Genomic DNA, 26772 nt, shown 5'->3' with positions numbered 1-26772 from the left:
CCAGCGCGCCGACGAGGGCGCCCGCCGTGACGCCGTGGTCCAGCAGCCAGGGCGCCGCGGCCAGCAGGAGTATCACGGGCAGCTGGCCCGCCAGGGCCAGGGCCACGACCCGAACGACCGACCAGCGGGCCAGCGCGCGGGACGCCTGCAGCGCGGCCTCCGTGAGCGCACCGGCCTCCGCGCGGACGCGCGGCTCGGCGCCCGCCGCCGTGACGTCGCGCAAGCCCGCGAAGACCTCGCCGAACCCGGCGGCGAGGGCCTCGTCCGCGGCCAGATACGCCTCCTGGCGGCGGGCGAGCGGGCGCAGCGTCACCAGGAACAGGGCGAGGCCCAGGACGAGGGGCGGCACGACCACCGCCAGCAGCGGCGGCGCCAGCAGGAAGAGACCCGTCAGGGCACCGGCCGCGGTGAAGACGAACGACCGCGCGACCATGACGAGGCCGGCGAAGGCGTCGCGGGCGATCTCGGTCTGGTGCGTGAGGCGGGACACGGCCGCGGCGTCGCCGCGGCGCAGCGCGCGGTCCACGACCGCGGTGACGAGGCGGTCGCGGAACGGCTCCACGAGGCCGGCGACGCCGCCGTACGTCTTCCCCGTGCCGTACGCGCCGACGACCACGGCCACGGCCGCCACGCCGAGCCAGGCGAGCCCGGTGCGGGGCTCCCCCACGAGAAACCCGTCGTCCAGCGCCGCGGCCGGCGCGTACCCCATGGCGAACGTGTGCCCCGCCTCCACGACGGACCACGCGAGGAGCCGCGCGACGACGCCTCGCCGTCCGGCGAGGTACCGCAACCCTCGCCGGAGGAGCCCGGGGTCAGCGGGTGTCACGGGGACCTCCTGGGTGAGGGCGCCTCGCCGACGCGGCGGGGGCTCCGTGCCGCGGCCATGGGTCGGCTGACCGGCCGCTGAGGTCTGTCCGGCACCGCCGGACACCACCGTCGTGGTTGCTCACCGCCGCGGCGGAACGGAGAGGCACAGCCTCTCCGGGCTCCCTGCCGCCGCGCAGGGCAGCATCCGGCCCGCGGCCGGGGCCGGACCGGCACCGCCGGACGCCGCCGCGGTGGCTGCTCGGCGCCGCGACGAAGCGGAAAGGCACGAGCTCTCCACACTCCCCGCCGCCAGGCAAAACAACCCGCCGCGATGGCGCGCAACCCCCACCCGCGCCTCCGGCGGTGCCACACAGCCCCGGCCCAGGGCGAGTCCGGCACCGCCGGACACCACCATCGTGGTTACTCGCCACCGCGGCGGAACGGAGAGGCACGGCCTCTCCGGGCTCCCTGCCGCCGCGCAGGGCAGCATCCGGCCCGCGGCCGGGGGCGGACCGGCGTGGCCGGACACCGTCACCGTGGGCGGCCTCCCTGCCGGGCAGGCGCGCCGTGTCGGGCTCACGCATGGAACACCGCGCGATAGGACGGGTCCTGCCAGAGGGTCGCGTGGGGGGCTGTCGCACGTGCTCGGCCCTCGTGGAGCCACAGGACGCGGTCCGCCGTCGCCGCCGTCGCGGGGCGGTGGGCGACGACGACCCGCGTCGCGGCGGCGGAAGCGCGCAACGCTGCCGCGACGCGCCGCTCCGTCGCCGTGTCGAGGCTCGACGTGGCGTCGTCCAGGATCAGGACGCGCCCGGCATGGGCGAAGGCGCGGGCGAGACCGAGGCGTTGGGTCTCGCCGCCCGAGAGGGGCGCGTCCGCGCAGGGCGTGTCGTAGCCGTGCGGGAGGCGCCGGACGAAGTCGTGCGCGCACGCCGCCCGGGCCGCGCCCTCCAGCGCCTCGCGCCCCGGGGCGAACGTCCCGAACCCGATGGTGCCGCCGACCGTGCCGCCCAGCAGCGCCGGCCGGGCGAAGGCGTAGCCGATGGCTCGGCGGAGGTCCTCGTGGCGGATCGAGGGGAGCGGGGCGCCGTCCAGGAGGACGGACCCGGCGTCGGGGTCCGTGAGCCGCCCCGCCACTTCCGCCAGCACCGTCTTCCCGCTGCCCGAGCGCCCCACGACGGCCAGCGACGTCCCTCCCGGCACCGTCACGCTCACTTCGTCCAGGACCGTCCGCCCGCCCCGTACGACGCTCACTCCCCGCAGTTCCAGCGTGCCGGGCCCGGCCGGCAGCCGTCCCTGTCCGTAGGGGACTTGCGGCACGGCGAGGACGTCCGCGACGCGCCCGGCCGCGGCCCGCGCCCGGGCCGTCGCGTTGAGGTGGCCGACGAGCATGCCGACGCCGGTGGCGAGCACGGCGTAGCGGGAGGCGGCGAGGAGGTCGCCGACGGTCAGGAGGCCCTGGGCGAGCCGCAGTCCGGCGACGGCGAGGACGGCGATCTGCAGCAGCGGTACGAGCGTGCCGGCCTGGGCCGTGGAGCGGCCCTGGACGCGCCACATGCGCCGGCCCTGCCGGGAGAGCCGGGGCAGCGGTTCGAGGATGCGGGCGCGCTCCCGGTCCGCGGTGCCGGCGGCGGCGATCGTGCGGGCGCCGCCGAGGGCTTCGACGAGGCGCGCGGCGATGTCGCCCTGGTGCTGCTGGTAGCGGGCGACGCTGTCCGTGGAGGCGCGGGTGAAGGCCCGTAGGAGGGCGGCGAGGAGGGGCGCTCCGGCGAGGAAGGCGACGGCGAGCCAGGGGTCGATGAGCCCGAGGGCGACGATCCCGCCGACGGGGCCGGCGACGGACGCGGCGGCGTGGGCGAGCGTGGCGGGCGCGGTGCCGGTGTCGGCGGCGTTGCCGACGGCCCGGGTGACGAGGTCGCCGGGCGGGAAGCGGCCGGCGGCCCGCGGCCCGGCGGCCAGGACGTGGCCGAGGAGGAGGTGGCGCAGCCGGGCGGTGGCGCGGGCGGCCGTCGTCCCGGTGAGGAGTTCGCCGGCGGCGTCGAGCGCTGCGGGGCCGGCGACGAGGAGGGCGCACAGGACGGTCCACCGGCCGGCGTCGGGGCCGCGGCGGGCGAGGAGCAGGTCGAGGGTGTGGCCGAGGACGAGGGGCAGCAGGAGGGCCGCGCCGGTCGAGGCGACGGCGATGAGGGCGAGCGCGGCGGCGCGGCCGGCGCTGTGCCGGGCGGTGCCGAGCAGGAGCCGGTCCCCGGCGGAAACGGAGGCGGCAACGGAGGCGGAAGGGGAAGCAGAGGCGGAAGAGGAGCCGGCACCTGAAGCGGAGGCAGAGCGGGATGCCGCCGCAGTACGCGTACGTGCCATGGCAGGGCGGCCCTCCTCTCCGTACCATCCGTGGATGCAGGACCCGGACGGGCCCCTTGTCGCAGAAGGGGCCCGCCCGGTGCCGGATCGGCTGGGATCCGGTCTGTCAGCGGCGGATCAGAGACAGATCAGCACGCTGGCGGTGCTGACGCAGGAGAGCAGGCTGACCGTGCTCTGGCCGCCGCCTCCGTGGCCGGTGTTCGCCTCGGACTCCATGTTCTGCAGGTCGAGAAGCGCCATGGTCGTGTTCCTTTCGTGGGTTTCCCGTGGGGACGGGGTCGGGTTTCGTCGCGCGCGGCGGTTCTTGCGTCTTGCGTCGTCCCGCTCGCGCGGACCTTCTTGCTACGGCTCCACAACGGCATGGAGCCGGCTCGGGGGCCCCTGGAGGGGCGGGAGGAACGGCAGCTGCGCGGGCCGGGCGCCGTCGCCGAGGGCGGCGGCGAGGGCCAGCAGGCAGCCGGCGGTTCCGGTGGCGAGGTCCATGGACAGCCGCATCATCTGGCTGCCGGGGTAGGCGAGTTCGCCCTGGAAGGACATGGCGTACCAGGACATGCCGCGGACCTGGGCGGCGAGGTGCTCCGGCGCTGCGCCCGGCGCGGTGGTGCGGGCGAGGTGGAGGACCATCCCGGCCCGGCCCTGGAACAGCCCGGGCTGGGCGTAGAACCGGGAGCGGGCCGCGGTGAGGATGCCGTCGCGGGCCTCGGTGAAGTACGGGTCGGGGTCGGGGTGGTGGGCGAGGAAGTCGTCCAGGACGGTGCCGATGCCGGCACTGCCGTCACCGAGGTAGGGCATGGTGCGCCAGCCCTCGTCGACTTCGAGCGTGCCGCCCGCCGTGCGGGTGCAGCGGGCGAGGTCGGCGCGCAGGGCCTGCTCAGCGAGGCCGAGGAGGGCGGGAGCGCCGGTGCGCTCGTAGAGCCGGAGGAAGAGCAGGGCGGGGCCGGTGGCGCCGCGCAGGAGGCCGGCCCTGCGGTGCGGGCCGTCCCCGTCGGGGCCGGCGGTCTCGGCGGCGAGCCGGTCCGCGAGGAGCTGGGCGGCCTCGACGGCCTGGTCGTGGAACCGGCGCTCGCCGGTGGTGCGGGCGAGGTGGTCGAGGGCGAGGCCGACGCCGGCGAGGCCCCCGCGCAGGTCGGAGGTGAGCCGCTGCCACTGCTCACCGAGGAGGACGCCGGACAGGTCGAGGGCGCGCTGCGTGTGGCCGAGGCGGTCGAGGGCGCAGGCGACGCCGGCGAGGCCGTCGTAGAGGCCGAGCGGGGTGCCGGACGGCACGGGGGCGGTGTGGCGCAGGAGCCACTGCTCGCCCTCCTCGTAGCGCTCGGCGCCGGCTTCGGCGAGGGCGTGCAGGACTCCGGCGGCGCCGTGGGCGAGGCCGAGGCCGCCGCCTTCGGAGAACGTGGCGATGTCGCCGGGGAAGAGGCGGTCGTCGCGGCCGGGGGTGGCGGAGGCGAGGATGGCGCGGATCATCGAGGCGCGGGCGGCGGGCCAGTCCTCGGCGGGGTCGGGGAGCTCTTGCGGCGGGGCGGCGCGGCCTGCGCCGGGGCCGATGGTGTGGTGCGTACGGCGCCGCGGGGGCGCGTCGGCGGGCGGGGCCTTCTCCCGCAGGGCGGCGTCCGCCGGGGTGCCGGCTGCGGCGTCCGCCGGGGAGCCCGCCCCCTCCCGCACGACCTCCGCCGAAGTGCCCGCCCCCTCCCCCGTGATCTCCGCCGGAGTGCCCGCCCCTTCCTGTTCCTGCCGGATCTCCGCCGAAGTGCCCGCTCCCTCCCGCGTGATCTCCGCGACGGCCTCGTCCAGGAACTCCCGCGGCACCGGGAACTGTCCGGCGATGACGTCCGCCAGGTGCACCGCCTTGGCCCGGTCGATGACGAACAGCGTGGTGATCGGCAGGAACAGGGCGAGGCGCAGGCAGGCCAGGGCGTACTTGTCGACGTCCGTGCCGCGGCGGTCCGGCGGGGCGAAGAAGCCGGGGTGGGCGACGACCTGGCGGCCGTGCTCGGAGGCGGGCGCCGCGGCCTCGAAGTCGATGAGGACGACGGAGCGTTCGTCGGGCGCGACCATGATGTTGAACATGTGGAGGTCGTTGAAGACGAGGCCGCGCGAGTGGACCTTCCCGACGGCTTCCTCGACGGTCCGGAAGACGCGCAGCGCCCATGCCGTGTAGTCGGCCGTGGCGGTGGGCGAGGGGTCGGCGGCGAGCAGCGGGTGGCGGTGGGCGAAGAAGGAGTTGAGGGGTTTGCCCTCGACGAAGTCCATGACGAGGAAGCGGTGGTCGCCGACGGTGAGCCAGTCCCGCGGCTCGGGGGCGACGCCGAGGCCGGAGAGCCGCTCCAGGGCGTCCTTCTCGCGCTCCAGGCGGGCCACGGCGTCGGCCCCGTCGGCGGCGAGCCCGGCATGCGGGCGGCCTTCCTTGAGGACGACCTTGCGGCCGTCGCGCGTGTCGGTGCCGGCGTAGACGCCGCCGCCGTTGGAGAAGTGCAGGGCCTTCTCGATGCGGTAGGGCAGGTCGGCGACCGTGGTGGCGTTGCGCGCGGCGAGGTGCGGTGCGAGGAACGCGGGCAGCGTCACCCACGCCGGGACCTGGAAGGCCGGGTTCCGGGAGTCGGGGACGAGGCGGCCCTCGCCGTCCTCGACGGCGGGCACGAGGCTGCCGCGCCCGTCGATGCAGAAGCGGCGGGCGAACGCGCCGTAGCGGACGTAGAGCGGGCCTTCGTGCCAGCGCAGGTCGGTGAGGATGTACGGGCCGGGCCGGCCGCCGAGGATCCCGTGCAGGCCGGTCAGGGTGGCGAGCAGCTGCTCCTCGCCGTCCGGGTAGACGGTGACGAACTTCCCGCTGTGGCCGCGCTCCGCGTACTTGTTGTTGCGCAGGTGCAACAGGTGCGGGCCGGGCACGAACTTGAACGGGATGCCGTGGACCGTGCAGTAGTCCCAGACGTCGGCGGCCGTCTTCTCCGCGGTGTCGGCCGTCGCCGAGACGTGGATCTTCCAGCCCTGGAGGGGCTGCCCGGGGCGCGGGCCGCCGTCCCCGCCGGCGGGGACGGCGGCCACAGGGAAAACATTCAGCCATTCGCCGTGGCGGGAGGTGGCCCAGCCGGCGGGGGCCGGGCGGCGGGCGGTCTCGTACAGACCGCGGTCCTCACCGCCCGCCCCCGGGACGGACAGGCGGTCCGGGGTCTCGTAGAAGTGCCTGTCGGCCAGACAGTAGACCTCGTACCGCGCGTCCATCGCTTCCCCCCTCGGCTGCGTTGCCTAGAGATTTCCACGCGGTGAGAGGCCCGGCCAGTCACATGTGTCATCAAGCACCTGTGCGGAACGCATGAGTAACAACGTCCGTGCGTACGAAGGGGTTTCACTCGTCGGGAGGAAACACCTTCTCCCCCGTGTCCGGCCGGCTGATCGTGATCGCCTCCACGGGGCAGGTCTCCGCGGCCGCGAGCACCTCTTCCGAGGGTTCCGTCTCCTCCGCGAGGGGCCGGGAGCGGCGGCCCGCGTCGAGCGCGAACACCCCGGGCGCGCTCCCGGCGCACATCCCCGAGCCCACGCACAGCCCCCGGTCGACCCGCACGCGCCAGCGCTCGCTCACCGCCGTCACGCCTCTCCCCCGGCGGGATCCCCGTACTCCGCGGGCAGGTGGATCGTCTTGTGCTCCAGGTACTCGGCGAAGCCCTCCGGGCCGAACTCCCGCCCCAGGCCGGAGTTCTTGTAGCCGCCGAAGGGGCCGAACATGTCGAGGCCGAAGGTGTTGACCGAGTACGTGCCGGTGCGCACCCGCCGGGCGACCTCGATGCCGCGTTCGGCGTCGCGGGTCCAGACGCTGCCGGAGAGCCCGTAGTCGGAGTCGTCGGCGATGCGCACGGCCTCCTCCTCGGTGTCGTAGGGCAGCAGGCAGATGACCGGGCCGAAGATCTCCTCGCGGGCGATGCGCATGTCGTTGGAGACGTCGCCGAAGAGGGTGGGCTCGACGTACCAGCCCTTGTCGAGGTCCGCCGGGCGGCCGCCGCCGGCCAGCACCTTGGCGCCCTCGCGCTGCCCGAGCGCGATGTACTCCAGGGACCGGCGGCGCTGCCGTTCGGCGACGAGCGGGCCGACCTGGGTGGCGGGGTCGAGGGGGTCGCCGACGACGAGGGCGGAGGCGGCGGCCGCGAAGCGCTCGGCGAGCTCGGCGTAGTGGGTGCGGGGGGCGAGGATGCGGGTCTGGGCGACGCACGACTGGCCGTTGTTCATCCAGGCCGCGGGGACGATGCCGGCGACGGCCGCCTCCAGGTCGGCGTCCGGCAGGACGATCGCCGCGGACTTGCCGCCGAGCTCCAGGGTGACGCGGGTCAGGTGGCGCGCCGCGACCTCCATGACGCGCTTGCCCGCCGCGACCGAGCCGGTGAAGGCCACCTTGTCGACGCCGGGGTGCCCGACGAGGTACTCGCCGACCTCCCGTTCCGCGGGCAGGATCGACAGGACGCCCTCCGGCAGGCCCGCCTCCGTGACGATCTCCGCCAGGAGGTACGAGTCGAGCGGCGTCTCCGGCGAGGGCTTGAGCACCACCGAGCAGCCCGTCAGCAGCGCGGGCGCGAGCTTGGCCGCCGTCACGAGCTGCGGGACGTTCCACGGCACGACGGCCGCGACGACGCCGACGGGCTCTCGCCGCACGAGCAGCGGGCCGAGGGCTCCGGCCCGCCGCTCCTCGTAGGGCAGGCCGCGGGCGACGGCGACGGCGCAGTCCCACACCATCATCGCGCCGAGGGCCTGGGCGAGGACGCTCCAGGAGTAGGGGGAGCCGTTCTGGGCGGAGACGAGCCGGGCGATCTCCTCGTGCCGGGCGGCGATGCCGCCCTTGATGCGGGTGACGACGTCGATGCGCTCGGCGAGGGGCCGGTCGGCCCAGACGCCGGAATCGAAGGCCGTGCGGGCCGCGGCGACGGCCCGGTCGACGTCCTCGCGCGAGGCGTGCGGGACGCGGCCGATGACCTCCTCGGTGTGCGGCGACACGACGTCGATGACGGCGCGGCCGGCCGGGTCGGCCATGGCGCCGCCGATGAAGAGCCGGCTGTGCTCGATCAGCCCGTTGGTGCTGTGGGTCGCGCCCTGGGGCGTGCTCAGGGGGGTGCCCTGAGGCGTGCTCAGGGGGGTGCCTTGGGGGGTGCTCTGGGGCGTGTCCTGGTTCATGTCCGGATGCCTCCCGCGCTTCTGCGGAGCCTTGCGCGCCATGCCTGCGGAACTGACGCTGCATCAGACAGTTAGCAGCTCGCCCGCCGGCAGGCAACGGGCCGCAGCCGTCGTACGGCGTGACCACGGCGACAGTTGATCTTCAGACCGTCCGGTTAAAGTGTCCGTGACAACTTCATCCCGCCTCGGAACGGGGGAAGCCGGTGCAAATCCGGCGCTGACCCGCAACCGTGACTACGGTCCGCCGCCCGGCGGCCGTACGAGCCGGACCACCCGGTCCAGGCGGCAGGCTTCCGGAACCGGTCGTGCCGCCTGGCGGTGCCGCCCGGTCCACCGGCACCGCCGAGGTATGCGGAGCCGAGCCCGGTGCCACCGCGCGCAGCGCGCGAGGAGGCGGCCGTGCGCGGCCGCGGACCCCGTCAGCCGGCCCTGCCCCCGCCCCCGCAGTGACACCCACCGAGAGGCTCGACCCCATGGCCCCCTCCCTCGCCGTCCACGCGCGCCGCGGCGCCGCGGCCCTGGCCACCGCCGCCGTCCTGGGCGCGGCCGCGGCCCCCGCCGCCTTCGCCGACGGCTCACCGTCCCCGGCGCCGGGGCTGTACGGCACGGCCGACCCGAAGTTCGACGGTGTCTTCCGGCAGTCCCTGGCCCTGATGGCGCAGAGCTCCGTGAGCCTCATCCCGGCCAAGCCGGCGGTCGACTGGCTCGCGGGCCAGCAGTGCGAGGACGGCGGCTTCCCCGGCTACCGCGCGGACACGAGCAAGGCGTGCGACCCGAAGAAGGACGAGTTCACGGACGCCACCGCGGCGGCCGTGCAGGGCCTCGCGGCCGCCGGCGGGCGCGCGGACGCGGTCAAGAAGGGCCTGGACTGGCTCAAGGCCCACCAGAACGACGACGGCGGCTGGGGCTACCAGGCCGGCAGCCCCACCGACGCCAACTCCACCTCCATCGCCCTCGGCGCGTTCGCGGCGGCCGGCCAGGACCCGGCCAAGGCCGCGGCCAAGGACGGCAAGAACCCCGTCGAGACGCTGCTGGCCTTCCAGCTCGGCTGCGACGCGAAGGAGGGCGAGCGCGGCGCGTTCGCGTACCTGAAGGACGACAAGGGGCTGCGCGCCGACAACCTCGCCAGCGCCGCCGCCGCGCTCGCCACGCGCGGCAAGGGCTTCGTTGTCGAGCCCCTGAAGGAAGGCGCCGACCAGCCCGTCAAGGCGCTGGAGTGCCCGGGCGACGCGGAGGGCGAGAAGGCTAAGCCGAAGGACGCCGCCGCGGCCGCCGAGGCCGTGGACGGCTACCTCGTGGCCGCCATGGACAAGAACGGCGGCTACCTGCTGCCGTCCATGCCCGGCGCCCCCGCCAAGCCCGACCAGGGCAACACGGCCGACGCCGCCCTCGCCCTCGCCGCGGGCGGCCACCGCGCCGCCGCCGAGAAGACCCTGAAGTGGCTGCAGTCCAAGGAGAGCGGCACCGCCGAGTGGGCCAAGGGCCAGCCCGGCCGGCTCGCCAAGCTGATCCTCGCCACGCGCGCCGCGGGCGGCAACCCGTACAGCTTCGCGGGCACGGACCTCGTGGAGCAGCTGAACGCGACGGGTCCGGCGCCGGAGAAGAAGCCCACGGGCTCCGACGAGTCGAAGAAGGACGAGAAGGGCGACGGCGTCACCGTCAACGTGTGGTGGATCGTCGGCGTCGGCCTGGCCTTCGGTGCCGGCATCGGCTTCCTGATCAGCGGCCGCAAGAAGAAGCAGCAGCTGTGACGCGAGCTGCCGGAATGCGACCTGCCGGGGCGCGAGCCGCCCGGACGCCCGGCGGCGGGATGCGCGGCGGCGCGGTCGCCGCGCTGGTCGCCGTGCTCCTCGCGCTGCTCGGCACCGCCCCGGCGCAGGCCGCCGGCTACCGGTACTGGTCGTTCTGGCAGGGCTCCGGCGGCCAGTGGGCGTACGCGACGCAGGGGCCGGGCACGGCGCGGCCCGGCGACGGGGACGTGATCGGGTTCCGGTTCGCCGTCAGCGCGGACTCCTCCGACGCCGCGAAGCCGCGCTCCGCCGCCGGCTTCGGGGCCGTCTGCGACAGCACGCCCGCCAAGGACGGGGCGAAGCGCGTCGCCGTCGTCCTCGACTTCGGCACGCCCGCCGACGCCCCCGGCGGCGAGACGCCGCCCGCGGCCCGCTCGGCCTGCGCCCAGGTGGGCGAGGACGCGACCGCGGGCGAGGCGCTGGCCGCGGTCGCGAAGCCGCTGCGCTACGACTCCTCCGCCCTGCTGTGCGCCATCGCCGGCTACCCGCGGGCGGGCTGCGGCGAGCAGGTGAGCGGCCAGAAGAAGGGGGCGGAGAGCGCCACGCCGAAGCCGGCCGCCGGCAGCGGCGACGAGGGCGACGGCGTCCCGTCGGCCGGCCTGATCGGCGGCGTCGCCGCCGTGGTCGTCCTCGGCGCCGCGGCCTTCTGGCAGGCCCGCCGACGCCGCGGATGAGCGACAGGAAGAAGAAGCCGCAGCGCGCCGAGGGCGGGGCGAGTGCCGGAGGCGCGCCGCTCACCGCACGCGCCTCCGCCCTGCACGCGGGCGCCTGGTGGGTGTGGGCGCTGGGCCTGGCCACGGCCGCCTCGCGCACCACGAACGTCCTGCTGCTCGGCCTGCTCGTCGCCGTCGCCGGCTACGTCGTGGCCGCGCGGCGCACGGACGCGCCGTGGGCCCGCTCGTACGGGGCGTTCCTCAAGCTCGGCCTGGCCGTGATCGGCATCCGGCTCGTCTTCGCGGTCGTGCTGGGCTCCCCCATCCCGGGCACGCACACCCTCGTCACCCTCCCGGAAGTCCCGCTCCCGGACTGGGCGCGAGGGGTGCGGATCGGCGGCCGGGTGACGGCCGAGGGGCTGGTCTTCGCCCTGGCCGACGGCATGAAGCTGGCCACGCTGCTGGTGTGCGTGGGCGCGGCGAACGCGCTCGCCAACCCGGCGCGGCTGCTGAAGTCCCTGCCGGGCGCGCTGTACGAGGCGGGTGTCGCGGTCGTCGTCGCCATGACGTTCGCGCCGAACCTCGTCGCCGACGTCCAGCGGCTGCGCGCGGCCCGCCGCCTGCGCGGCCGCCCCGACCGCGGCCTCACGGCCCTGCTCCAGGTGGGACTGCCGGTGCTGGAGGGCGCCCTGGAGCGGTCCGTCGCGCTGGCCGCCTCGATGGACGCGCGCGGCTACGGCCGTACGGCCGAGGTGCCACCCGCGGTGCGCCGCACGACGAGCGCGCTGACGCTGGGCGGCCTCATGGGCGTCTGCGCCGGCACGTACGGGCTGCTCGCCGATCAGGGAGCGGGGTACGGGCTGCCCGTGCTCCTCGCCGGCCTGGCCGCGGCCCTGGCGGGCCTGTGGCTGGGCGGCCGCCGCTCCGTGCGTACGCGCTACCGGCCCGACCGGTGGGGCGTGCGCGCGTGGCTCGTGTCGGGCTCCGGCGTGGCCGTCGCGGCCCTGATGATCTGGGCGAACGCCTACGCGCCGGGCGTACTGCACCCGCCGGCGGTACCGCTGACGGCACCGCGGCTGCCGGTGTGGCCGGCGGCGTCGATCCTGGTGGGACTGCTGCCTGCGTTCGTCGCCCCGGCGGGCGCAAGCCGCTCCCGGCGAGCCGCTGAGCATGAGGCTGCCGGGCACCGCCGGACCGGCCGGTGGGGGCCGGGCACCGCCGCGGCGGAGGGTTCTCCCCAGCCCCGCCCCTTCCCGGATCCGGGGGCTTGCCCCCGGCCCCCCAGAGCCCGAAGCGCAGCCGCCGCCACCCCACCCCCCGGGGTCCGGCCCGCAGCCCCGGGAAACGGCACAGCCCCGGAAGACGGTGAAAAAGTGGGACCGGGGCATCTCTCTCCGCCGCGACGGCGCGCAACCCCCACCGGACTGCCCGGCGGTGCCGGACCCGCCGAGACCCCCACACCCGAGGAGCCCCAGTGATCCGCTTCGAGAACGTGTCCGTCACGTACGACGACACCGAGGCGCCCTCGCTCCGAGGCGTGGACCTCACCGTCCCCGAAGGCGAACTCTGCCTCCTCGTAGGCCCGTCCGGCGTCGGCAAGTCCACCCTCCTCGGCACCGTCAGCGGCCTCGTCCCGCACTTCACCGGCGGCACCCTGCACGGCCGCGTCACCGTGGCGGGCCGCGACACCCGTACCCACAAGCCGCGCGAACTCGCGGACGTCGTCGGCACCGTGGGCCAGGACCCGCTCGCGCACTTCGTCACGGACACCGTCGAGGACGAGCTCGCGTACGGCATGGAGTCCCTCGGCATCGCCCCGCACACCATGCGGCGCCGCGTCGAGGAGACCCTGGACCTGCTGGGTCTGGCGACCCTCCGCGACCGCCCCATCGCCACGCTCTCCGGCGGGCAGCAGCAGCGCGTGGCGATCGGCTCGGTGCTGACGACGCACCCCGCGGTGCTGGTCCTCGACGAGCCGACGTCCGCCCTGGACCCGGGCGCGGCCGAGGAGGTGCTCGCCGTCCTGCAGCGGCTGGTCCACGACCTGGGCACGACGGTCCTGATGGCCGAGCACCGGCTGGAGCGGGTCGTGCAGTACGCGGACCGCGTCATTCTGCTGCCCGGCCCCGGGGAGGCCCCCGTCGTGGGCGAGCCGGCCGAGGTCATGGCGGTGTCGCCGGTCCGTCCGCCCGTGGTCGACCTGGGGCGCCTGGCCGGCTGGTCGCCGGTCCCGCTGTCCGTACGGGACGCCCGCCGCCGGGCGGCACCGCTGCGGGAGCGGCTTACGCCGCCGGCCCCGCCCGCCGCGCCGGAGCCGCAGGCGCCGCCCGCGGCCGGCGCCCCGCGCCGCACCGGTTTCCTGCGCAAAGCCGCCCGCCGCGCGGCGGAGAGCGGCCCGGCCCCCGCGGCCGCCGTGACCGGCCTCGCCGTCCGGCACGACCGGCTCATAGCGCTGCGCGACGTGAACCTGTCGGTGCGTCCCGGCGAGACGCTCGCCCTGATGGGCCGCAACGGCGCCGGCAAGTCGACCCTCCTGCGCACGCTCGTCGGCATGCACAAGCCCGCCGCGGGCTCCGTCCGCGTCGGCGGCACCGCCCCGCACAGCACGTCCCCGGCGGAACTGCTGCGCCACGCCGGCCTCGTACCGCAGGAGCCGCGCGACCTGCTGTACGCGGACACGGTCGCGGCCGAGTGCACGGCGGCCGACGGCGACGCGGGCGCCGCGCCGGGCACCTGCCGCGCGCTGGTCTCCGGGCTCCTGCCGGACGTTCCCGGCACGACGCACCCGCGGGACCTGTCAGAGGGCCAGCGCCTCGCGCTCGCCCTCGCCGTGGTGCTGACGGCGCGCCCGCCGCTGATCCTCCTCGACGAGCCGACCCGCGGCCTCGACTACGCGGCCAAGCACCGCCTGGTGGAGATCCTGCGCGGCCTCGCCGCCGAGGGGCACGCGATCGTCCTGGCGACGCACGACGTGGAACTCGCCGCGGAGCTGGCCCACCGGGTCGTCGTCATCGCCGACGGCGAGGTCGTCGCGGACGGCCCGACGGCGGAAGTGGTCGTCTCGTCCCCGGCCTTCGCCCCCCAGGTCGCCAAGGTGCTGGCGCCGCAGCCGTGGCTCACGGTGGGGCAGGTGCGGGAGGCGCTGGGGGCGGAGTCGTGAAGGACAAGGACAACGCCGCCGGTCGTCAGGACGCCGCCCCCGGCCACCGGAACCCCGTAGCCGACCGCAAGGACACCACCCCCGGCCGCCGCATCCCCGCCCCCGGCCGCCAGGCGCGGGCGATCCGCCTGGGCCGCCGTTCGATCGCGGCCCTGCTCCTCGTCTCCGCCGTCGGCGTGATGGCCTTCGGCTGGCCCCTGCTCGCCGCCTCCGCCTCCGGGCTCGCGCACTCCCAGGACGCGCCGTGGCTGTTCGCGGCGCTGCTGCCGCTGCTGCTGGCGGTCGTGGTGGCGGCCATCGCCGACGCGGGCCTGGACGCGAAGGCCATCGCGATGCTCGGCGTCCTCGCGGCGGCGGGCGCGGCCCTGCGGCCGCTGGGCGCGGGCACGGCCGGCATCGAGCCGATGTTCTTCCTGATGGTCCTGGCGGGCCGGGTCCTCGGACCGGGCTTCGGGTTCGTGCTCGGCTCGGTGTCGATGTTCGCGTCGGCGCTGCTGACGGGCGGTGTCGGCCCCTGGATGCCGTTCCAGATGCTGGCGATGGGATGGGTGTCCATGGGCGCGGGCCTGCTGCCGGGCCCGGACCGGCTGCGGGGCGCCCGCGAGGTGCTGATGCTCGCGGGCTACGGGGCGGTGGCGTCCCTCTTCTACGGGACGGTGATGAACCTCCAGGGCTGGCCCTACATCGGCGCGCTCGCCACGGGCGTCTCCTTCGTCCCCGGCGACCCGCTGTCCGAAAACCTCACCCGCTTCGCCGCGTACTGCCTGGCCACGTCCCTGGGCTGGGACGTCCCGCGCGCGATCGTGACGGTCACCGCGACGCTCGCCCTCGGCCCGACGGTCCTGAAGGCGCTGCGGCGCGGCGCGCGGAGGGCGGCGTTCGACGCGCCGGTGTCCTTCGGGGAGCCGGTGGCCTTCCAGGAGCCGCCCGGCGGGCCCGCACGCACTCCGGCCGAACGGCGCCGTGCGGTCTGACGTACCGGAAGTTACTTGACTCGCCGGTAACTTTTCGGCGATCTTGATCGAACCCACGCGGACGGCTTTCGGTGCGCGACCGGACAGGTCGTTGCGCCGGTGCCGCCTGCTCGCACTATGCACGAGGTCTTCATGTTTGGAATCCGGCGAGCTTCCCGCCTTGTTTGTTCCCTTTTATCAGCTCTTACTCTGACTTTGGCCATCGGCTCCACCGCCTCGGCCGCCGACCGCCCCGCAACGGTCAGCAGCGGCTGGAACGACTTCAGCTGCAAGCCCTCCGCCGCGCACCCGCGCCCCGTCGTCCTGGTCCACGGCACGCTCGGCAACGCCACCGACAACTGGCTCGTGATGGCGCCCTATCTGGTCAAGCGCGGCTACTGCGTCTTCTCCCTCGACTACGGCAAGCTTCCCGGCGTGCCGGTCCTCTACGGCCTCGGCCCGATCGACAAGTCGGCCGAGGAGCTCTCCGCGTACGTCGACAAGGTGCGCGCGGCCACCGGCGTCGACAAGGTGGACATGGTCGGCCACTCCCAGGGCGGCATGATGCCGCGCTACTACATCAACTTCCTGGGCGGCGCGAGCAAGGTCAACCACCTCATCGGCCTCGCCCCCTCCAGCCACGGCACGACCATGATGGGCCTGACCAAGCTGATGGACAGCGTCCCGGGCGCCCGGAAGGTCCTCGGAGGCATGACCCCGGGCCTCACCGACCAGGCCCTCGGTTCCGACTTCCTCAACCGCCTGAACGCAAGCCCCGACACCATGCCCGGGGTCGAGTACTCGGTGATCGCCACCAAGTACGACCAGATCGTCACGCCGCACGGCACGAACTTCCTGGCGGGCCGGAACGTCCGCAACGTCCTGCTCCAGGACCTCTGCCCGCTCGACCTCTCCGAGCACATCTCGATCGGCAGCGTCGACCGCATCGTCGTCCACTGGGTCGCCAACCTCCTCGACCCGGCCAACGCCGAACCCACCACCTGTACGTCGGTCCTGAGCTGACCCCGGGCCGGGCCGGGGTGGTGACGCCCCGGCCCGGGCGGTCAGGAGCGCAGCTCCTTGCCCATCCACACTTCGGCGTAGGGGTTCTCCTCCACGGTGTTGTAGCGGGGGATCGGAACGAACCCGTACCGGGCGTACAGGGCCCTCGCCTCCACCAGGTCCTTGCGCGTGTCCAGCACGATCCGCGCGGCGCCCCACTCCCGTGCGGCGGTCTCGGCCGCGGCCAGCAGCGCGGGCGCGGCCCCGAGCCCGCGCGCGGCGGCCCGCACGAACATCCGCTTCAACTCGGCCGTCCCCCGCCCCCGGTCGTACCACCGCAGCCCCAGGCACCCCATCGGCTCCCCGTCCCGCCGGGCGACCAGCAGCACCCCCTTGGGCGGGGCGAGGTCGTCGTGCGCCTCCTCGGCGACGTACCCCTCGACCTCCTCCGGCGTGGTCGTACGCCCCTCGTACAGCAGGAACCAGCGATCGGCGACCTCGGTCATGTACTCCCGCATCAGGTCCACCGCCTCGGGAGAACGGACGGGCTGCGGGGTGACGGTCCAGGCGGTCGTACGGGTCATGGCGGCATGGTCGCACGGGGGTTTCGCGGACGCGTCCGAATTACCGGGGCGCGCGATCCGGCCGCCAGTGGTTGCGGAACCGGTTCAGGGCCCGGCCGGCCGAGGGGTGACCGTCACCCCGGCGCGAAGACCGGTTCCGGCCGCTCCCACGTGATCCCCGGCAGCACCGCGGCCGCGCCACGAGCGCGTCCGCATCCGTCAGGCGACCCCCTGGCGGGCCCCCGGGCCGTCGCCTTTCGGACAGTTCTGCGACGCGACCAGGTAACGCGGCGGCGGCCTGCGTCTGTTCTTCCGGACTCAGTAAGGTCTCAAAGAGCGCTACGAGGTGACCGAGCTGGGCGACCCCGGAGGAGCGGCTGGGCGTGGCGAATGCGCAGAGAGGCGGACTCGGAAGTCCGCCGAGGGCGTGGGCGAGGACCGGCCTCGCCCTGGGCGCGCTGTGGCTGCTCGCCGCGCTGCTGGCGGTCCGTCAGGCCGCGGCCGTGCTGCGGCTGCCTCCCGAGCGGCGGTTCACCGACCTGGAACGGTGGATCGGTGACCACGGTGTCCTCCACGTCAGGGGCTCGCTCTACGACACGGACGAGTTCACCGGTACTCCTTTCGCGGGACTCGTCCTCAAGCCGCTGACGAGGGCCGCCGAGCAGGGCCTGGGCATTTTCTGGACGTTCGGCACGCTGTTGCTGGTGGTCGCCCTGGCGCTCGTCGCCGCGCGTTCCCTGCCCGGTCCCGTCCCGCGCCGCACGGCGCTGCTCGCCGCCCCCGTGGCGGTGATCCTCGCGGTGCTGTCGCTGCCCGTGCGGAACACGTTCACGCTCGGGCAGACGAGCATCATCCCCGTCCTGCTGGTGCTCCTCGGCTGCTGTCCGCCCCGCCTCGCGCGCGGCTCCGGCCGGGTGAGCGGCCTGCTCGTCGGCGTCGCCGCGGCCCTGCAGCCCGCGGTGCTGCTGTTCGCCGTCCTGCAGTGGCTGACGGGCCGCCGCCGCGCGGCCGCCGCCACCGGCGTCACCTTCGCGGCCTGCACGGCGCTGACGTGGGTCTTCATGCCGGACGACTCGTGGACGTACTGGATCCACCACATCGCCGGTGCCGGCCTCGGCCACGCCCCGGACGGGCTCGCCAACCAGTCCCTGCACGGCCTGCTGCTCCGCACCGGCCTGCACGGCCCGGCCGAACTGGCGTCGTACGGCGTGCTGGCCGCCGCGGTCACCGTGCTCGGCCTGCGCCGGGCCGCCCGCTACGCCCTCGACGGGCAGGCGCTCCTCGCGACGGCCGTCGCGGGCTGCACCGCGGTCGCCGTCTCGCCGACGGCCTGGCAGCACCAGCAGCTGTGGATCCTGCTCGCGGTCGTCGGCCGCGTGGGCGGGCGCCGCGCCGACCGCCTGGTGTGGCCCGTGCTCGTCGTGCTCGTGATGACGCTCACCAGCACCGTGCTGATGCCGGACAACCCGCTGCTGCGCCCCCTCGGCGACAACGCCCCGCTGCTGGCCGCGCTCCTGGCGGCCTGCGTGGTGCCGTTCCTGCCCCGCACCGCGGAGGGCTGGGAGCGGCCGGTGCCGACGCCGGTGGCCGAACCGCAGCCGGGCCGGTACTCCTGGGTGCCGCTGTTCCGCTTCTGGCGGCGGCCGCTGACCCGCCCGAACGTCCTGCTGGAGCTGATGCTGATACGGGTCGGCTACTGGTTCTACCAGTTCATCCGTGCCCAGGCCCCGGACGAGCGCTCCCTCGCGGAGGCGCACGGCCGGCAGATCCTCGGTATGGAGGAGTTCCTGCACACCGACGTCGAGCACGGCTTCAACCACTTCGTGGCGGGCATCGGCTGGCTCACCGGCAGCATGAACTACTACTACGGCACCTTCCACTTCCTGGTGCCGGTCTGCCTGCTGGTCTACCTCTACGTGCGCCGGCCCGGCACGTACCGCTGGGCCCGCACCGCGCTGTCCCTGGCGACCCTGCTCGCGCTCGCCGGCTTCTGGGCCTACCCGCTGGCGCCGCCGCGGCTGATGCCGGGCCTCGGCTTCATCGACACGGTCAACGGTCCGCAGGACCTGGACCACCCCGACTTCGGGGCGCTGACGGAGCTGTCCAACCAGTACGCGGCCATGCCGTCGCTGCACATCGGCTGGTCGCTGTGGTGCGGCATCGTGATCGCCGTCGTCGCGCCGAAGCCGTGGACGAAGTGCCTCGGCATGCTCTATCCGCTGCTGACGTTCTCGGTGATCGTCGGCACCGCCAACCACTACGTGCTCGACGCGGTCGGCGGTGCCCTGGTCGTCCTGGCCGGCTTCGCGATCCAGTACGTGCTGAGCGGTCCCGGCCGGCTGGCGTTCGGGAAGGTGCCGGCGGCGCGCGGCGAGAGCGATCCGCTGCCCGCGGGGGTCACGGGGGTCACGGGGACGGCGTCCAGACCGCCCGCGGCGAAGGGCTGACCGGCGGCCCCGGGCGGGGCGCGGTCAGTCGCTCACCGTGATCTGGGAGCCCGGGTCGGTCGTGTCCGTGACGTCGTAGACGGCGTTGAAGACGGACGTCGTCGCGCTGGTCGGGCAGCCCAAGCCGCCTTCGACCTTCACCGGGACACCGGCGTTGCTGACGGTGAGCTTGGACGGGGAGCCGTTGGTGTAGGTCGCGACGATGTCCGCGGCCGCGGTCGGGGCCGCGGTGATGGTGCAGTTGGCCAGGCCGGTGGACTTCAGGACGAAGCCGCCGGTCGGGATGGTGAGGGTCGCGGTGATCGGCGACCCGTTCTGCATGGACACCTGCCACGCGCCGGACGTTTCGACGGTGGTGGTCACCCCGGGGATGCTGGCGGTGCAGCCGGTGTACGTAGGCGCGTTGATGGGGCTGGTGACCGGGCCCGCGGGGTTCTGGTTGCCGGGCGCTTCCGGTATCCGGTTGCCGGTGGAGTCGTCCGACGGTTTGGAGCTGGAGGCCGTACACGTGGCGGTCACGGAACCGGCCTTGAAGGTGGCCTTCCCGTTGAGTGTGGCCGCGAAGGAGTGGCCGGCCGGGGTGACGGTGGTGGAACCCGCCTCGGTCGTCGCCGCCGGAGCCGTCTGGGCGCCCGCCGCACCGGTCAGGGTGAGGGCGGCGGCGACGGCCAGCCCGGCGCCGCAGGCGAGGGCGGCACGGGGACGGAGTCTGCGAGGGGTGGTCATCGGGTCTCCTTGGGAGGGAGGTGTGGGTGGTGCGCGGGGGGAGAGTCGGGAGGTCTGTGGGGCGCCTCGTCACGGTGCGCGGGAGGGGCGTCGTGGAGTCCGTGGGACGTCCCGTCGCGCGGTGCGGGGGACGGTCCGGTGCCGGGGGCGCCGGGTCGTCCGGGCGCGTCTCCGGCACCGGATGCTCCCTCCGGCGCCGGTGCTGGAGCCGGAGCCGGCACCACCGGCTGCCACGCGAAGACCATCCCCCCGCCGATCACGCCGAGGATCGTGCCGAAGAGGAAACCGCCGAGGTTCGACATCACCAGCGCCGCGGCCGCGATCATGACGGTCACCACCCCGGCGAGGGCCCGGTACTGCGGTGCGAACCACGCGCTCAGCCCCATCAGCACCATGATCAGTCCCATCAGGACCGAGGGGATGCCCGCGATGCCCTGGTGGAGCATGATCTTCAGCGGGGCGAGGGGGATGACGGAGATCTCCGCCCCGGCGAGCACGGTCGCGAGGCCGCCCCAGAAGGGCCGCGCCTTGCGCCACCGGCGCCACGCCGCCCACGGGTGGCGCCGGGGGCGGGGACGGACGGCGGCGGGCCCTGTGCCTGCGGTGCCGTCCGCCACGTCAGAAGCACTCCTGCTTGCCCTTGGCGATGTTCAACCGCAGCCCGGCCAGCTTGAACGTTCCCGCGTTGGTCGCCCACGCAACCTGCCGGAGCTTCTTCACGCTGACGTGGTCGGCCTGCTGGGCGAAGAGGTCCTGCAGGCCCTGGGCGCCGTCCGGGCCCTTGTCGAGGGTGGAGGCGTCGCGGCCGATCTCGACGTTCTTGAACTCGGCGTCGCCACCCATCTGGGTGGCGTCGAGGAAGAGGTTGCTGGCCCGGACCGGGGTGCCGCCGCCGCCCGCCGTCAGATTGAGCGAGATGTCCCCGATGACGGGCAGGTGGGTGACCACGGACTGGCAGAGCTTCTTCAGCTCGGCCTCCTTGATCGCGGTGACCGCGACGGGCAGCAGGTCGCCGCGGGCGTTGGTGTCCACGCTGCCGTACTGCGCGAAGCCCTCGCCCTCCAGGCTGTCGGCCGAGACCTTGAACTCCTGCCCCGACACGGCGAACGAGGCCGCGAGGGCCCCTTCCGCCAGCGCCACGGCCAGCGCCGCCGTCGCCGCGAAGCCGGGCACGGCCAGGACGGCGAACCTGCGCCACCTGACCCGTCCCGTGACCGGTCTGCCTTGCGCGTCGTTCATGCTGATCGTCCCCTCGGAGAGCCTCGGATGAGCGCTGCCGGGCGGGCGGCCTCCGTGCGGCACGGGGCCGGTGATGTCACGGGCTTACCGCGTGACGGGCCTGCCCGGAAGGTGTACCCGAGAGTAAGTCCGCGACTGCCGGCGGACAAGGTCCCGGTACGGACTATTCCCTTACAAGGAAAGTGAATTGACGATCCGTCATGGAGTCGATCAGGCAGGAGTTCGGAGGGATCGGGCGCGGGACGGAGGGAGCCGGCGCAGGCCGGAGGGATCGGGCGCGGGACACAGGGGCCGGGCGCGGGACGGAGGGAGCCAGGCGCGGGCCGGAAGGGCCGGACGCGGGACGCAGGGGCCAGGCGCAAGCCGGAGGAGCCGGACGCAGAACGGAGGGCGGCTACGCGTACCGGAGGGCGGCTACGCGTACCGCACCCGCATCTCCTTGATCCCGTTCAGCCACGCCGACCTCAGCCGCCGCGGCTCCCCGGCGAGCCGGATGTCCGGGAGGGCGTCGGCCACCGCGTGGAAGATGAGGTCGATCTCCAGCGCGGCCAGCGAGCGGCCGAGGCAGAAGTGCGGCCCCCCGCCGCCGAAGCCGAGGTGCGGATTGGGGTCGCGGGTGATGTCGAAGACCTCGGGGTCGTCGAAGACCTCCGGGTCGTGGTTGGCGGAGGCGTAGAAGATCCCCACGCGCTGACCGGCGCGGATGCGGGCGCCGCCGAGCTCGGTGTCGCGCGTGGCCGTGCGCTGGAAGGAGACGACGGGCGTCGCCCAGCGGACGATCTCCTCCGCGGCGGTCGCGGGGCGCTCGCGCTTGTACAGCTCCCACTGGCCGGGGTGGGTGAGGAAGGCGTGCATGCCGTGACTGATGGCGTTGCGCGTGGTCTCGTTGCCGGCGACGGCCAGCAGCAGCACGAAGAAGCCGAACTCGTCGGAGGCCAGGTTGCCCTCGTCCTCGGCGGCGACCAGCCGGCTGACGATGTCCTTCGCCGGGCACTCCTTGCGCGCGGCGGCCAGGTTCATCGCGTACGAGATGAGCTCCGTCGCGGAGTGCGCGCCGACCTCCTCGGTGATGGCCAGCTCGGGGTCGTCGTAGGCGATCATCTTGTTGGACCAGTCGAAGATGCGGGCCCGGTCCTCCTGCGGGACGCCGATGAGCTCGGCGATCGCCTGCAGGGGCAGCTCGCAGGCGATGTCGGTGACGAAGTCGCCGCTGCCGCGCTCCCGGGCCGCCGCGACGATCGCCGTGGCGCGCTCGCGCAGCGCCGCCTCCAGGGCCCGTATCGCGCGCGGGGTGAAGCCGCGCTGCACGATCTGGCGGACGCGGGTGTGCTCGGGCGGGTCCATGTTGAGCATGATGAGCCGCTGGACGTCGATCTGTTCGCGCGAGATGTGCTCGTTGAAGCGGATGATCGCGGTGTTGCGGGAGGCGGAGTAGAGGTCGGGCCGGGTGGAGACCTCCTTCACGTCCGCGTGCCGGGTGACGGCCCAGTAGCCGTCGTCGTCGAAGCCCGCGATGCCGTGGGGCTGGGCGACCCACCACACGGGCGCGGTGCGGCGCAGCGCCGCGAACTCCGGGAGGGGGACGCGGCGATGGTAGACGGCGGGGTCGGTGAGGTCGAAGCCTTCGGGGAGCGCGGGGCAGGACATCGGTCCTCCATGAGGCGTCGGCGGCGCGGAGGCCATGCCTGACGGACACGTGCCTGACGGGCCATCAGATATACACGCCCCGACGGTAGTGACGGGCGCGGCGGGCGGCAAGGGAGGGCGCGAGGCCATCTGTCGCGCGCCCGGCACGTGCGCGACCCTTGCGTACCGGGGGTAGCGCTCATAAGACTGCGAACGGAAGAGCGGAACAAGAACGTGTTCTTGTTTGCCGGGGGCGCCGGGACGCCCAGCGGATGCCACGAGAGGACGAACCATGGCCGCGGAACCCGTCATCGTCGAAGCCGTACGGACCCCCATCGGGAAGCGCGGAGGCGCGCTCGCCAACCTCCACCCCGCCTACCTGCTGGGCGAGACCTACCGCGAGGTCCTGGACCGTACCGGAATCCAGCCGGACTGTGTGGAGCAGATCGCCAGCGGCACCGTCACCCACGCCGGCGAGCAGTCGATGAACCCCGCGCGCACCGCCTGGCTGGCCATGGGCCTGCCCTACGAGACCGCGGCCACCACCGTCGACTGCCAGTGCGGCTCTTCGCAGCAGGCCAACCACCTCGTCGCCAACATGATCGCGTGCGGCGTCATCGACATCGGCATCGCGTGCGGCGTGGAGGCGATGTCCCGGGTGCCGCTCGGCAGCGCCTCCAAGCACGGGCCGGGCAAGCCGTTCCCCGACGAGTGGAGCGTCGACCTGCCCAACCAGTTCGAGGCCGCCGAGCGCATCGCCCGCAAGCGCGGCCTGACCCGCGAGCGGGTGGACGAGCTCGGCCTCCTCTCCCAGCAGCGGGCCGCCCGCGCCTGGTCCGAGGAGCGCTTCAAGCGGGAGACCTTCGCCGTCCAGGTGCCCACGACGGAGGACGAGCAGAACGCCGGGCAGGGCATGTGGCGGCTCGTCGACCGCGACGAGGGGTTACGCGACACGAGCGCCGAAGCCCTCGCCGGGCTCAAGCCCGTGATGCCGAGCGCCGTCCACACCGCCGGCAACTCCTCCCAGATCTCGGACGGCGCCTGCGCCCTGATGTGGGCGTCCAAGCGCATGGCCCGCGCGCTCAAGCTGCGCCCCCGGGCCCGCGTCGTCACGCAGGCGCTCGTCGGCGCCGACCCGCACTTCCACCTCGACGGGACGATCGACGCGACGCGGGCCGTCCTCGGCAAGGCCGGCATGTCGCTGAACGACATCGACCTGGTGGAGATCAACGAGGCGTTCGCGTCGGTCGTCCTGTCCTGGACCCAGGTCTTCGAACAGGACCTGCAGAAGGTCAACGTCAACGGCGGCGCGATAGCCCTGGGCCACCCGGTCGGCGCGACGGGCGCCCGGCTGATCACGACGGCGCTGCACGAACTGGAACGGGCGGACAAGGAGTTCGCGCTGATCACGATGTGCGCGGGCGGGGCGCAGGCGACGGGGACTATCATCCAGCGGCTGTGAGGTCCGTCATTCTCTCCGGCGAATGATCGGATCGGTAATACCCTCAGGGGTACTGGATCTATTACCGATCGATCGGGGGAGCTGTGATCAGACGGGCGACGGCGGCGGACGCCGCACACCTCACGGAACTGGTGCGCGGTTCGGGCGCGTACCGGGGTGGTTATGCGGCGATGGTCGAGGACTACGAGGTCACCGCGGAGTACGTGGCGGCGAACGAGGTGTACGTGGCGGCGGGGACGGACGGGCGGTTGCTCGGCTTCTACGCCCTGCTCCTCGGCCCGCCCGCCGAACTGGACCTGATGTTCGTCGCGGACGACGCCCAGGGCCTGGGCGTGGGCCGCCGCCTGGCCACCCACATGCAGGAACGGGCCCGGGCGGCAGGCCTTGCGTCCGTACGCGTCGTCTCCCACCCACCGTCGGAGGGCTTCTACCGGAGCGTGGGCGCGGTCCGGGTCGGAACGGTCCCGGCAGCGCTGCCGGGAATCACCTGGGAACGGCCGGAACTACGTTTCGCGCTGGGGTAACGGCCGCCCCCGGCGAGCGGGCTCGCGGTACCGGGCCCGTCACCCTGGCACGATCAACCTCCGGCCGTCGTGGATCCGCACGTGCGGGGCGTCGTCACTGAGCGCGTCCAGTCATGCTGACGGCTTCCCGTCGAGACGCTCCAGGAAAGTCACCTCGGTCTTGGCCACGAACTGCTCGCGGGCTTCGAGGAACTGCTTGGTGTGGGGCTGCTGCTCGTGGGCGTCGAACGCGGCGCGGTCCTCGTACAGCTCGTAGAAGAGCCGTACGAGCGGCTCGCCGGGCACGCGGTGGTTCACGTAGACGACCGTGCCCTTCTCGTGCTGCCGGATTCCCTCCAGCGTCCGGGACACCAGCGCGTCGAAGGCCTCCGCGGCGTCCGCGCCGCGCAGCGTGAAACGTACGACCAGGCCGAACCCTGTCAGGCCAAACCCGGTGCTCATGGCCTCTCCTCCCCGGTGGGGCTTCGGTACGGGACGGGCTACACAGTGACAGGGCGCTCTATGGTCATGGCGCGGTCGTAGAGCTCGCGGGCCTTGACGTTCTTTAGGTGGGGGCGGATGAGGGCGCGCATTCTCTGGACGCGGTCGTCACAGGCCACCGAGTGCACGAGCGGATAGTCGTCCAGGACGCTGTGCCACGTGGTGCACGCAGCCTCCAAGTGGCCGATCTCCAGTTGCCGTTCCGCCGTCATGGACCGGAAGCGGACACGGCTTCGACGGTGATCGCTGCGCCGCAGCTTCTGCGATTCCTCCATCGTCGTGATGGATCCCCTTACGTCACCGAGGCTGTATTTCACCTGACTGACGTGGTACAGCAGCGAAGAGGGGCCGTAGGAGCCGAATGCCTTTTCGCGGGCCTCGGCCTTCTCCATCGCGACCTCGGCTTCCTTGATGTAGAGCAGCGCGTTCTGCCGGTCTCCCGCCAGAGCCGCCGAGTGGGCCTGCTGCCCGGCGAGGAAGGCTCGCATGCGGGGCCCGGCCTGCGGTGAGGCGGCGGCCGCCGCATCCGCGAGGCGCACCGCGGGTGCTGCGTGACCGAGGTCGACGGCCTGGACGCTCATCCCGCGCAGGGTCGTGCAGTACGTGAGGTAGTCGGTGGCCGCACCGGCCAGTTCCAGGGCGCGCGTGTAGTAGCTCTGCGCGAGGCCGTGAAATCCCTCGTCCACCGCCATCCAGCCCGTGAGGTAGGACAGATCCGCTGCGGCCGAAAGCATTCCCTGCCGCACGTCGGCCGCGGCATCCGCCTGTAGGTAGGCGGCCACGGTGTTCACCATGAAGGCCGCGGCCATGGGGCGCGCGTGCCGCCCGCCGAACTGGTCGTCGAGGTCGGAGATCCGCTCCGTCATGGCGATGACCATGTCGACCTCAGGCCGTCCGACCCGCGTGGCCCTGCCCTTCTGGACGGCCTCCGCCCGGCCGACGACGTCCTGCCAGCCCGGAATCGTCAGCGCCACGGAGAACAGCCCGGCGCCCAGGACGCCCCGCCGGGACGGGTCCATGTCCAGCCGCCCGAGGTCGACCAGACCTTCCACGGTGTCCGCGGGCGCGGCGGTCTTCCGTTCGGGCGCGGGGAACCCCGCTTCGGCGTGCGTCACGGGGCGGGCCAGCTTGCGGGCCAGGGCTTCCAGGACGAGGGGCCGTACGGCCTTCCTCGGCAGCGTTCCGGTCAGCCAGTGGTGGACGGACGACTCGTCGTACTTCACGGGTGTCCCGGTCTCGGTCCCCAGCCGGTTGACCGCCATGGCGAACTGACGGTAGGTCCAGCGGCTCTCACCCAGGAACCTCGCCAGGCCCGCGTTCTCCCGCTCTCCCACACCCATCAACTCCACACGCTCTTGCGGACTTTCAAGGGATTCAAGTGCCGGTTCTCCGCCCACGGTACCGCGCCGCTCAGCCACCCGGTTACGTAGCCGTACGGGCAGGTCAGGCAGCACTTCGCAGGAGGAACGACGCCGTGATGTATCGAGTGGGCGCGTACGTGGTGGACACCCGGGAGGACAGGGTCGCCCAGGTGATCGGGCACCGGGGTGCCCATGTAAAGGTGCGTGCGCCCGGCGGCGGGGCGGAGTGGGAGGTGCCTGCGTCGGCGCTGCGGTTGGCCATGGGGCAGGAGCGGGAGGCGGTCCGCGTCCTGGCCAACCGGGACGACGCGCCGCAGCGGAGAGGCTGTGCCCGGTGTGCCGAGTTGGAGGCGGCCTGGCGGGCGGCGTGTGCGGCGACCGGGGAGCGGACGACCACGACCGGCTGGGCCTTGAACCGATTCCGCAACCACTGGCGGCTGGACCACGCCGGATCACCCGGCATGTGACCT

22 protein-coding genes and 1 riboswitch are annotated in these 26772 nt (G+C 74.0%); of the genes, 10 read left to right on the top strand and 12 right to left on the bottom strand.

Annotated elements, in window-relative coordinates; all coding sequences use genetic code 11:
* Window positions 1-1383 precede the first annotated feature (1383 nt).
* From IF61_RS0102415 to IF61_RS0102395, 5 genes are all read right to left on the bottom strand, one after another.
* The gene (locus IF61_RS0102415) at window positions 1384-3165 is read right to left on the bottom strand and encodes an ABC transporter ATP-binding protein (protein ID WP_078659928.1); all 1782 of its coding nucleotides are present in this window, start codon (window positions 3163-3165) and stop codon (window positions 1384-1386) included.
* Window positions 3166-3282: 117 nt separating this feature from the next.
* The gene (locus IF61_RS0102410; protein WP_030364498.1) at window positions 3283-3405 is read right to left on the bottom strand and encodes a SapB/AmfS family lanthipeptide; all 123 of its coding nucleotides are present in this window, start codon (window positions 3403-3405) and stop codon (window positions 3283-3285) included.
* A gap of 102 nt (window positions 3406-3507) precedes the next feature.
* Complete coding sequence (gene lanKC / locus IF61_RS0102405) at window positions 3508-6381, bottom strand: class III lanthionine synthetase LanKC (protein ID WP_030364497.1); 2874 nt, start codon at window positions 6379-6381, stop codon at window positions 3508-3510.
* A gap of 124 nt (window positions 6382-6505) precedes the next feature.
* On the bottom strand, window positions 6506-6739 hold the full coding sequence (locus IF61_RS0102400) for a ferredoxin (protein WP_030364496.1): 234 nt from the start codon (window positions 6737-6739) through the stop codon (window positions 6506-6508).
* 5 nt (window positions 6740-6744) lie between these two features.
* Window positions 6745-8175: an aldehyde dehydrogenase gene (locus IF61_RS0102395; protein WP_052392364.1), complete on the bottom strand. Its 1431-nt coding sequence runs from the start codon at window positions 8173-8175 to the stop codon at window positions 6745-6747.
* A gap of 296 nt (window positions 8176-8471) precedes the next feature.
* Window positions 8472-8607, top strand: a riboswitch (cobalamin riboswitch).
* 182 nt (window positions 8608-8789) lie between these two features.
* Here IF61_RS0102395 and IF61_RS0102390 point away from each other — a divergent pair.
* The 6 genes from IF61_RS0102390 to IF61_RS0102365 all read left to right on the top strand — a co-directional run bounded on the left by IF61_RS0102390 (window position 8790) and on the right by IF61_RS0102365 (window position 15895).
* A complete protein-coding gene (locus IF61_RS0102390) occupies window positions 8790-10067 on the top strand; it encodes an SCO2321 family membrane protein (protein WP_030364494.1) in 1278 nt (425 codons plus the stop codon).
* Window positions 10068-10081: 14 nt separating this feature from the next.
* Window positions 10082-10780, top strand: coding sequence for an SCO2322 family protein (locus tag IF61_RS0102385; RefSeq protein ID WP_397945237.1), 699 nt, complete (start codon window positions 10082-10084; stop codon window positions 10778-10780).
* Entirely contained in the window at window positions 10777-12237 is a 1461-nt protein-coding gene (locus IF61_RS0102380; RefSeq protein ID WP_245684372.1) for a CbiQ family ECF transporter T component, read from the top strand. Before IF61_RS0102385 ends, IF61_RS0102380 begins: the two co-directional genes overlap by 4 nt.
* Complete coding sequence (locus IF61_RS0102375) at window positions 12234-13919, top strand: ABC transporter ATP-binding protein (RefSeq protein ID WP_030364491.1); 1686 nt, start codon at window positions 12234-12236, stop codon at window positions 13917-13919. Before IF61_RS0102380 ends, IF61_RS0102375 begins: the two co-directional genes overlap by 4 nt.
* Before the next feature lie 92 nt (window positions 13920-14011).
* The gene (locus IF61_RS0102370) at window positions 14012-14893 is read left to right on the top strand and encodes an ECF transporter S component (protein ID WP_052392363.1); all 882 of its coding nucleotides are present in this window, start codon (window positions 14012-14014) and stop codon (window positions 14891-14893) included.
* Window positions 14894-15025: 132 nt separating this feature from the next.
* Entirely contained in the window at window positions 15026-15895 is an 870-nt protein-coding gene (locus IF61_RS0102365) for an esterase/lipase family protein (protein WP_030364489.1), read from the top strand.
* Between the two features lie 41 nt (window positions 15896-15936).
* Here IF61_RS0102365 and IF61_RS0102360 read toward each other — a convergent pair whose 3' ends face one another.
* Window positions 15937-16458: a GNAT family N-acetyltransferase gene (locus IF61_RS0102360; RefSeq protein ID WP_030364488.1), complete on the bottom strand. Its 522-nt coding sequence runs from the start codon at window positions 16456-16458 to the stop codon at window positions 15937-15939.
* Window positions 16459-16820: 362 nt separating this feature from the next.
* Here IF61_RS0102360 and IF61_RS0102355 point away from each other — a divergent pair, with 362 nt between their 5' ends.
* On the top strand, window positions 16821-18884 hold the full coding sequence (locus tag IF61_RS0102355) for a bifunctional glycosyltransferase 87/phosphatase PAP2 family protein (RefSeq protein ID WP_052392346.1): 2064 nt from the start codon (window positions 16821-16823) through the stop codon (window positions 18882-18884).
* A 24-nt stretch (window positions 18885-18908) separates the two neighbouring features.
* Here IF61_RS0102355 and IF61_RS0102350 read toward each other — a convergent pair whose 3' ends face one another.
* From IF61_RS0102350 to IF61_RS0102335, 4 genes are all read right to left on the bottom strand, one after another.
* Window positions 18909-19610 carry a hypothetical protein gene (locus IF61_RS0102350; protein ID WP_030364486.1) on the bottom strand — a complete coding sequence of 234 codons (702 nt, stop codon included), beginning with the start codon at window positions 19608-19610 and terminating at the stop codon, window positions 18909-18911.
* Window positions 19607-20227, bottom strand: a complete 621-nt coding sequence (locus IF61_RS36790; protein WP_245684371.1) for a DUF6114 domain-containing protein — start codon at window positions 20225-20227, stop codon at window positions 19607-19609. Before IF61_RS36790 ends, IF61_RS0102350 begins: the two co-directional genes overlap by 4 nt.
* Before the next feature lies 1 nt (window position 20228).
* Window positions 20229-20849 (bottom strand): DUF6230 family protein, encoded by a 621-nt coding sequence (locus tag IF61_RS0102340; RefSeq protein ID WP_030364484.1) that lies wholly within the window; start codon window positions 20847-20849, stop codon window positions 20229-20231.
* Between the two features lie 414 nt (window positions 20850-21263).
* Window positions 21264-22496, bottom strand: a complete 1233-nt coding sequence (locus IF61_RS0102335) for a cytochrome P450 (protein ID WP_030364483.1) — start codon at window positions 22494-22496, stop codon at window positions 21264-21266.
* Between the two features lie 271 nt (window positions 22497-22767).
* On the opposite strand from IF61_RS0102335, the gene IF61_RS0102330 reads away from it, so the two are divergent.
* Together IF61_RS0102330 and IF61_RS0102325 are read left to right on the top strand one after the other, a co-directional pair.
* Window positions 22768-23937, top strand: coding sequence for a steroid 3-ketoacyl-CoA thiolase (locus IF61_RS0102330; protein WP_030364482.1), 1170 nt, complete (start codon window positions 22768-22770; stop codon window positions 23935-23937).
* Window positions 23938-24020: 83 nt separating this feature from the next.
* On the top strand, window positions 24021-24461 hold the full coding sequence (locus tag IF61_RS0102325; protein WP_245684370.1) for a GNAT family N-acetyltransferase: 441 nt from the start codon (window positions 24021-24023) through the stop codon (window positions 24459-24461).
* A 111-nt stretch (window positions 24462-24572) separates the two neighbouring features.
* Here the strand turns inward: IF61_RS0102325 and IF61_RS0102320 are convergent, their stop codons facing one another.
* Complete coding sequence (locus IF61_RS0102320; RefSeq protein ID WP_030364480.1) at window positions 24573-24902, bottom strand: putative quinol monooxygenase; 330 nt, start codon at window positions 24900-24902, stop codon at window positions 24573-24575.
* Between the two features lie 38 nt (window positions 24903-24940).
* Window positions 24941-26281: an NsdA family TPR-like regulatory protein gene (locus IF61_RS0102315; protein WP_030364479.1), complete on the bottom strand. Its 1341-nt coding sequence runs from the start codon at window positions 26279-26281 to the stop codon at window positions 24941-24943.
* 134 nt (window positions 26282-26415) lie between these two features.
* Here IF61_RS0102315 and IF61_RS31985 point away from each other — a divergent pair, with 134 nt between their 5' ends.
* A complete protein-coding gene (locus IF61_RS31985; RefSeq protein ID WP_043187577.1) occupies window positions 26416-26769 on the top strand; it encodes a hypothetical protein in 354 nt (117 codons plus the stop codon).
* The last annotated feature ends 3 nt before the right edge of the window (window positions 26770-26772 follow it).

The organism is Streptomyces roseoverticillatus, from assembly GCF_000719265.1.
Classification (GTDB): domain Bacteria; phylum Actinomycetota; class Actinomycetes; order Streptomycetales; family Streptomycetaceae; genus Streptomyces; species Streptomyces roseoverticillatus.
The sequence above is the reverse complement of the archived record's forward strand: the minus strand, read 5'-3'. Positions and strand labels throughout refer to the sequence as shown.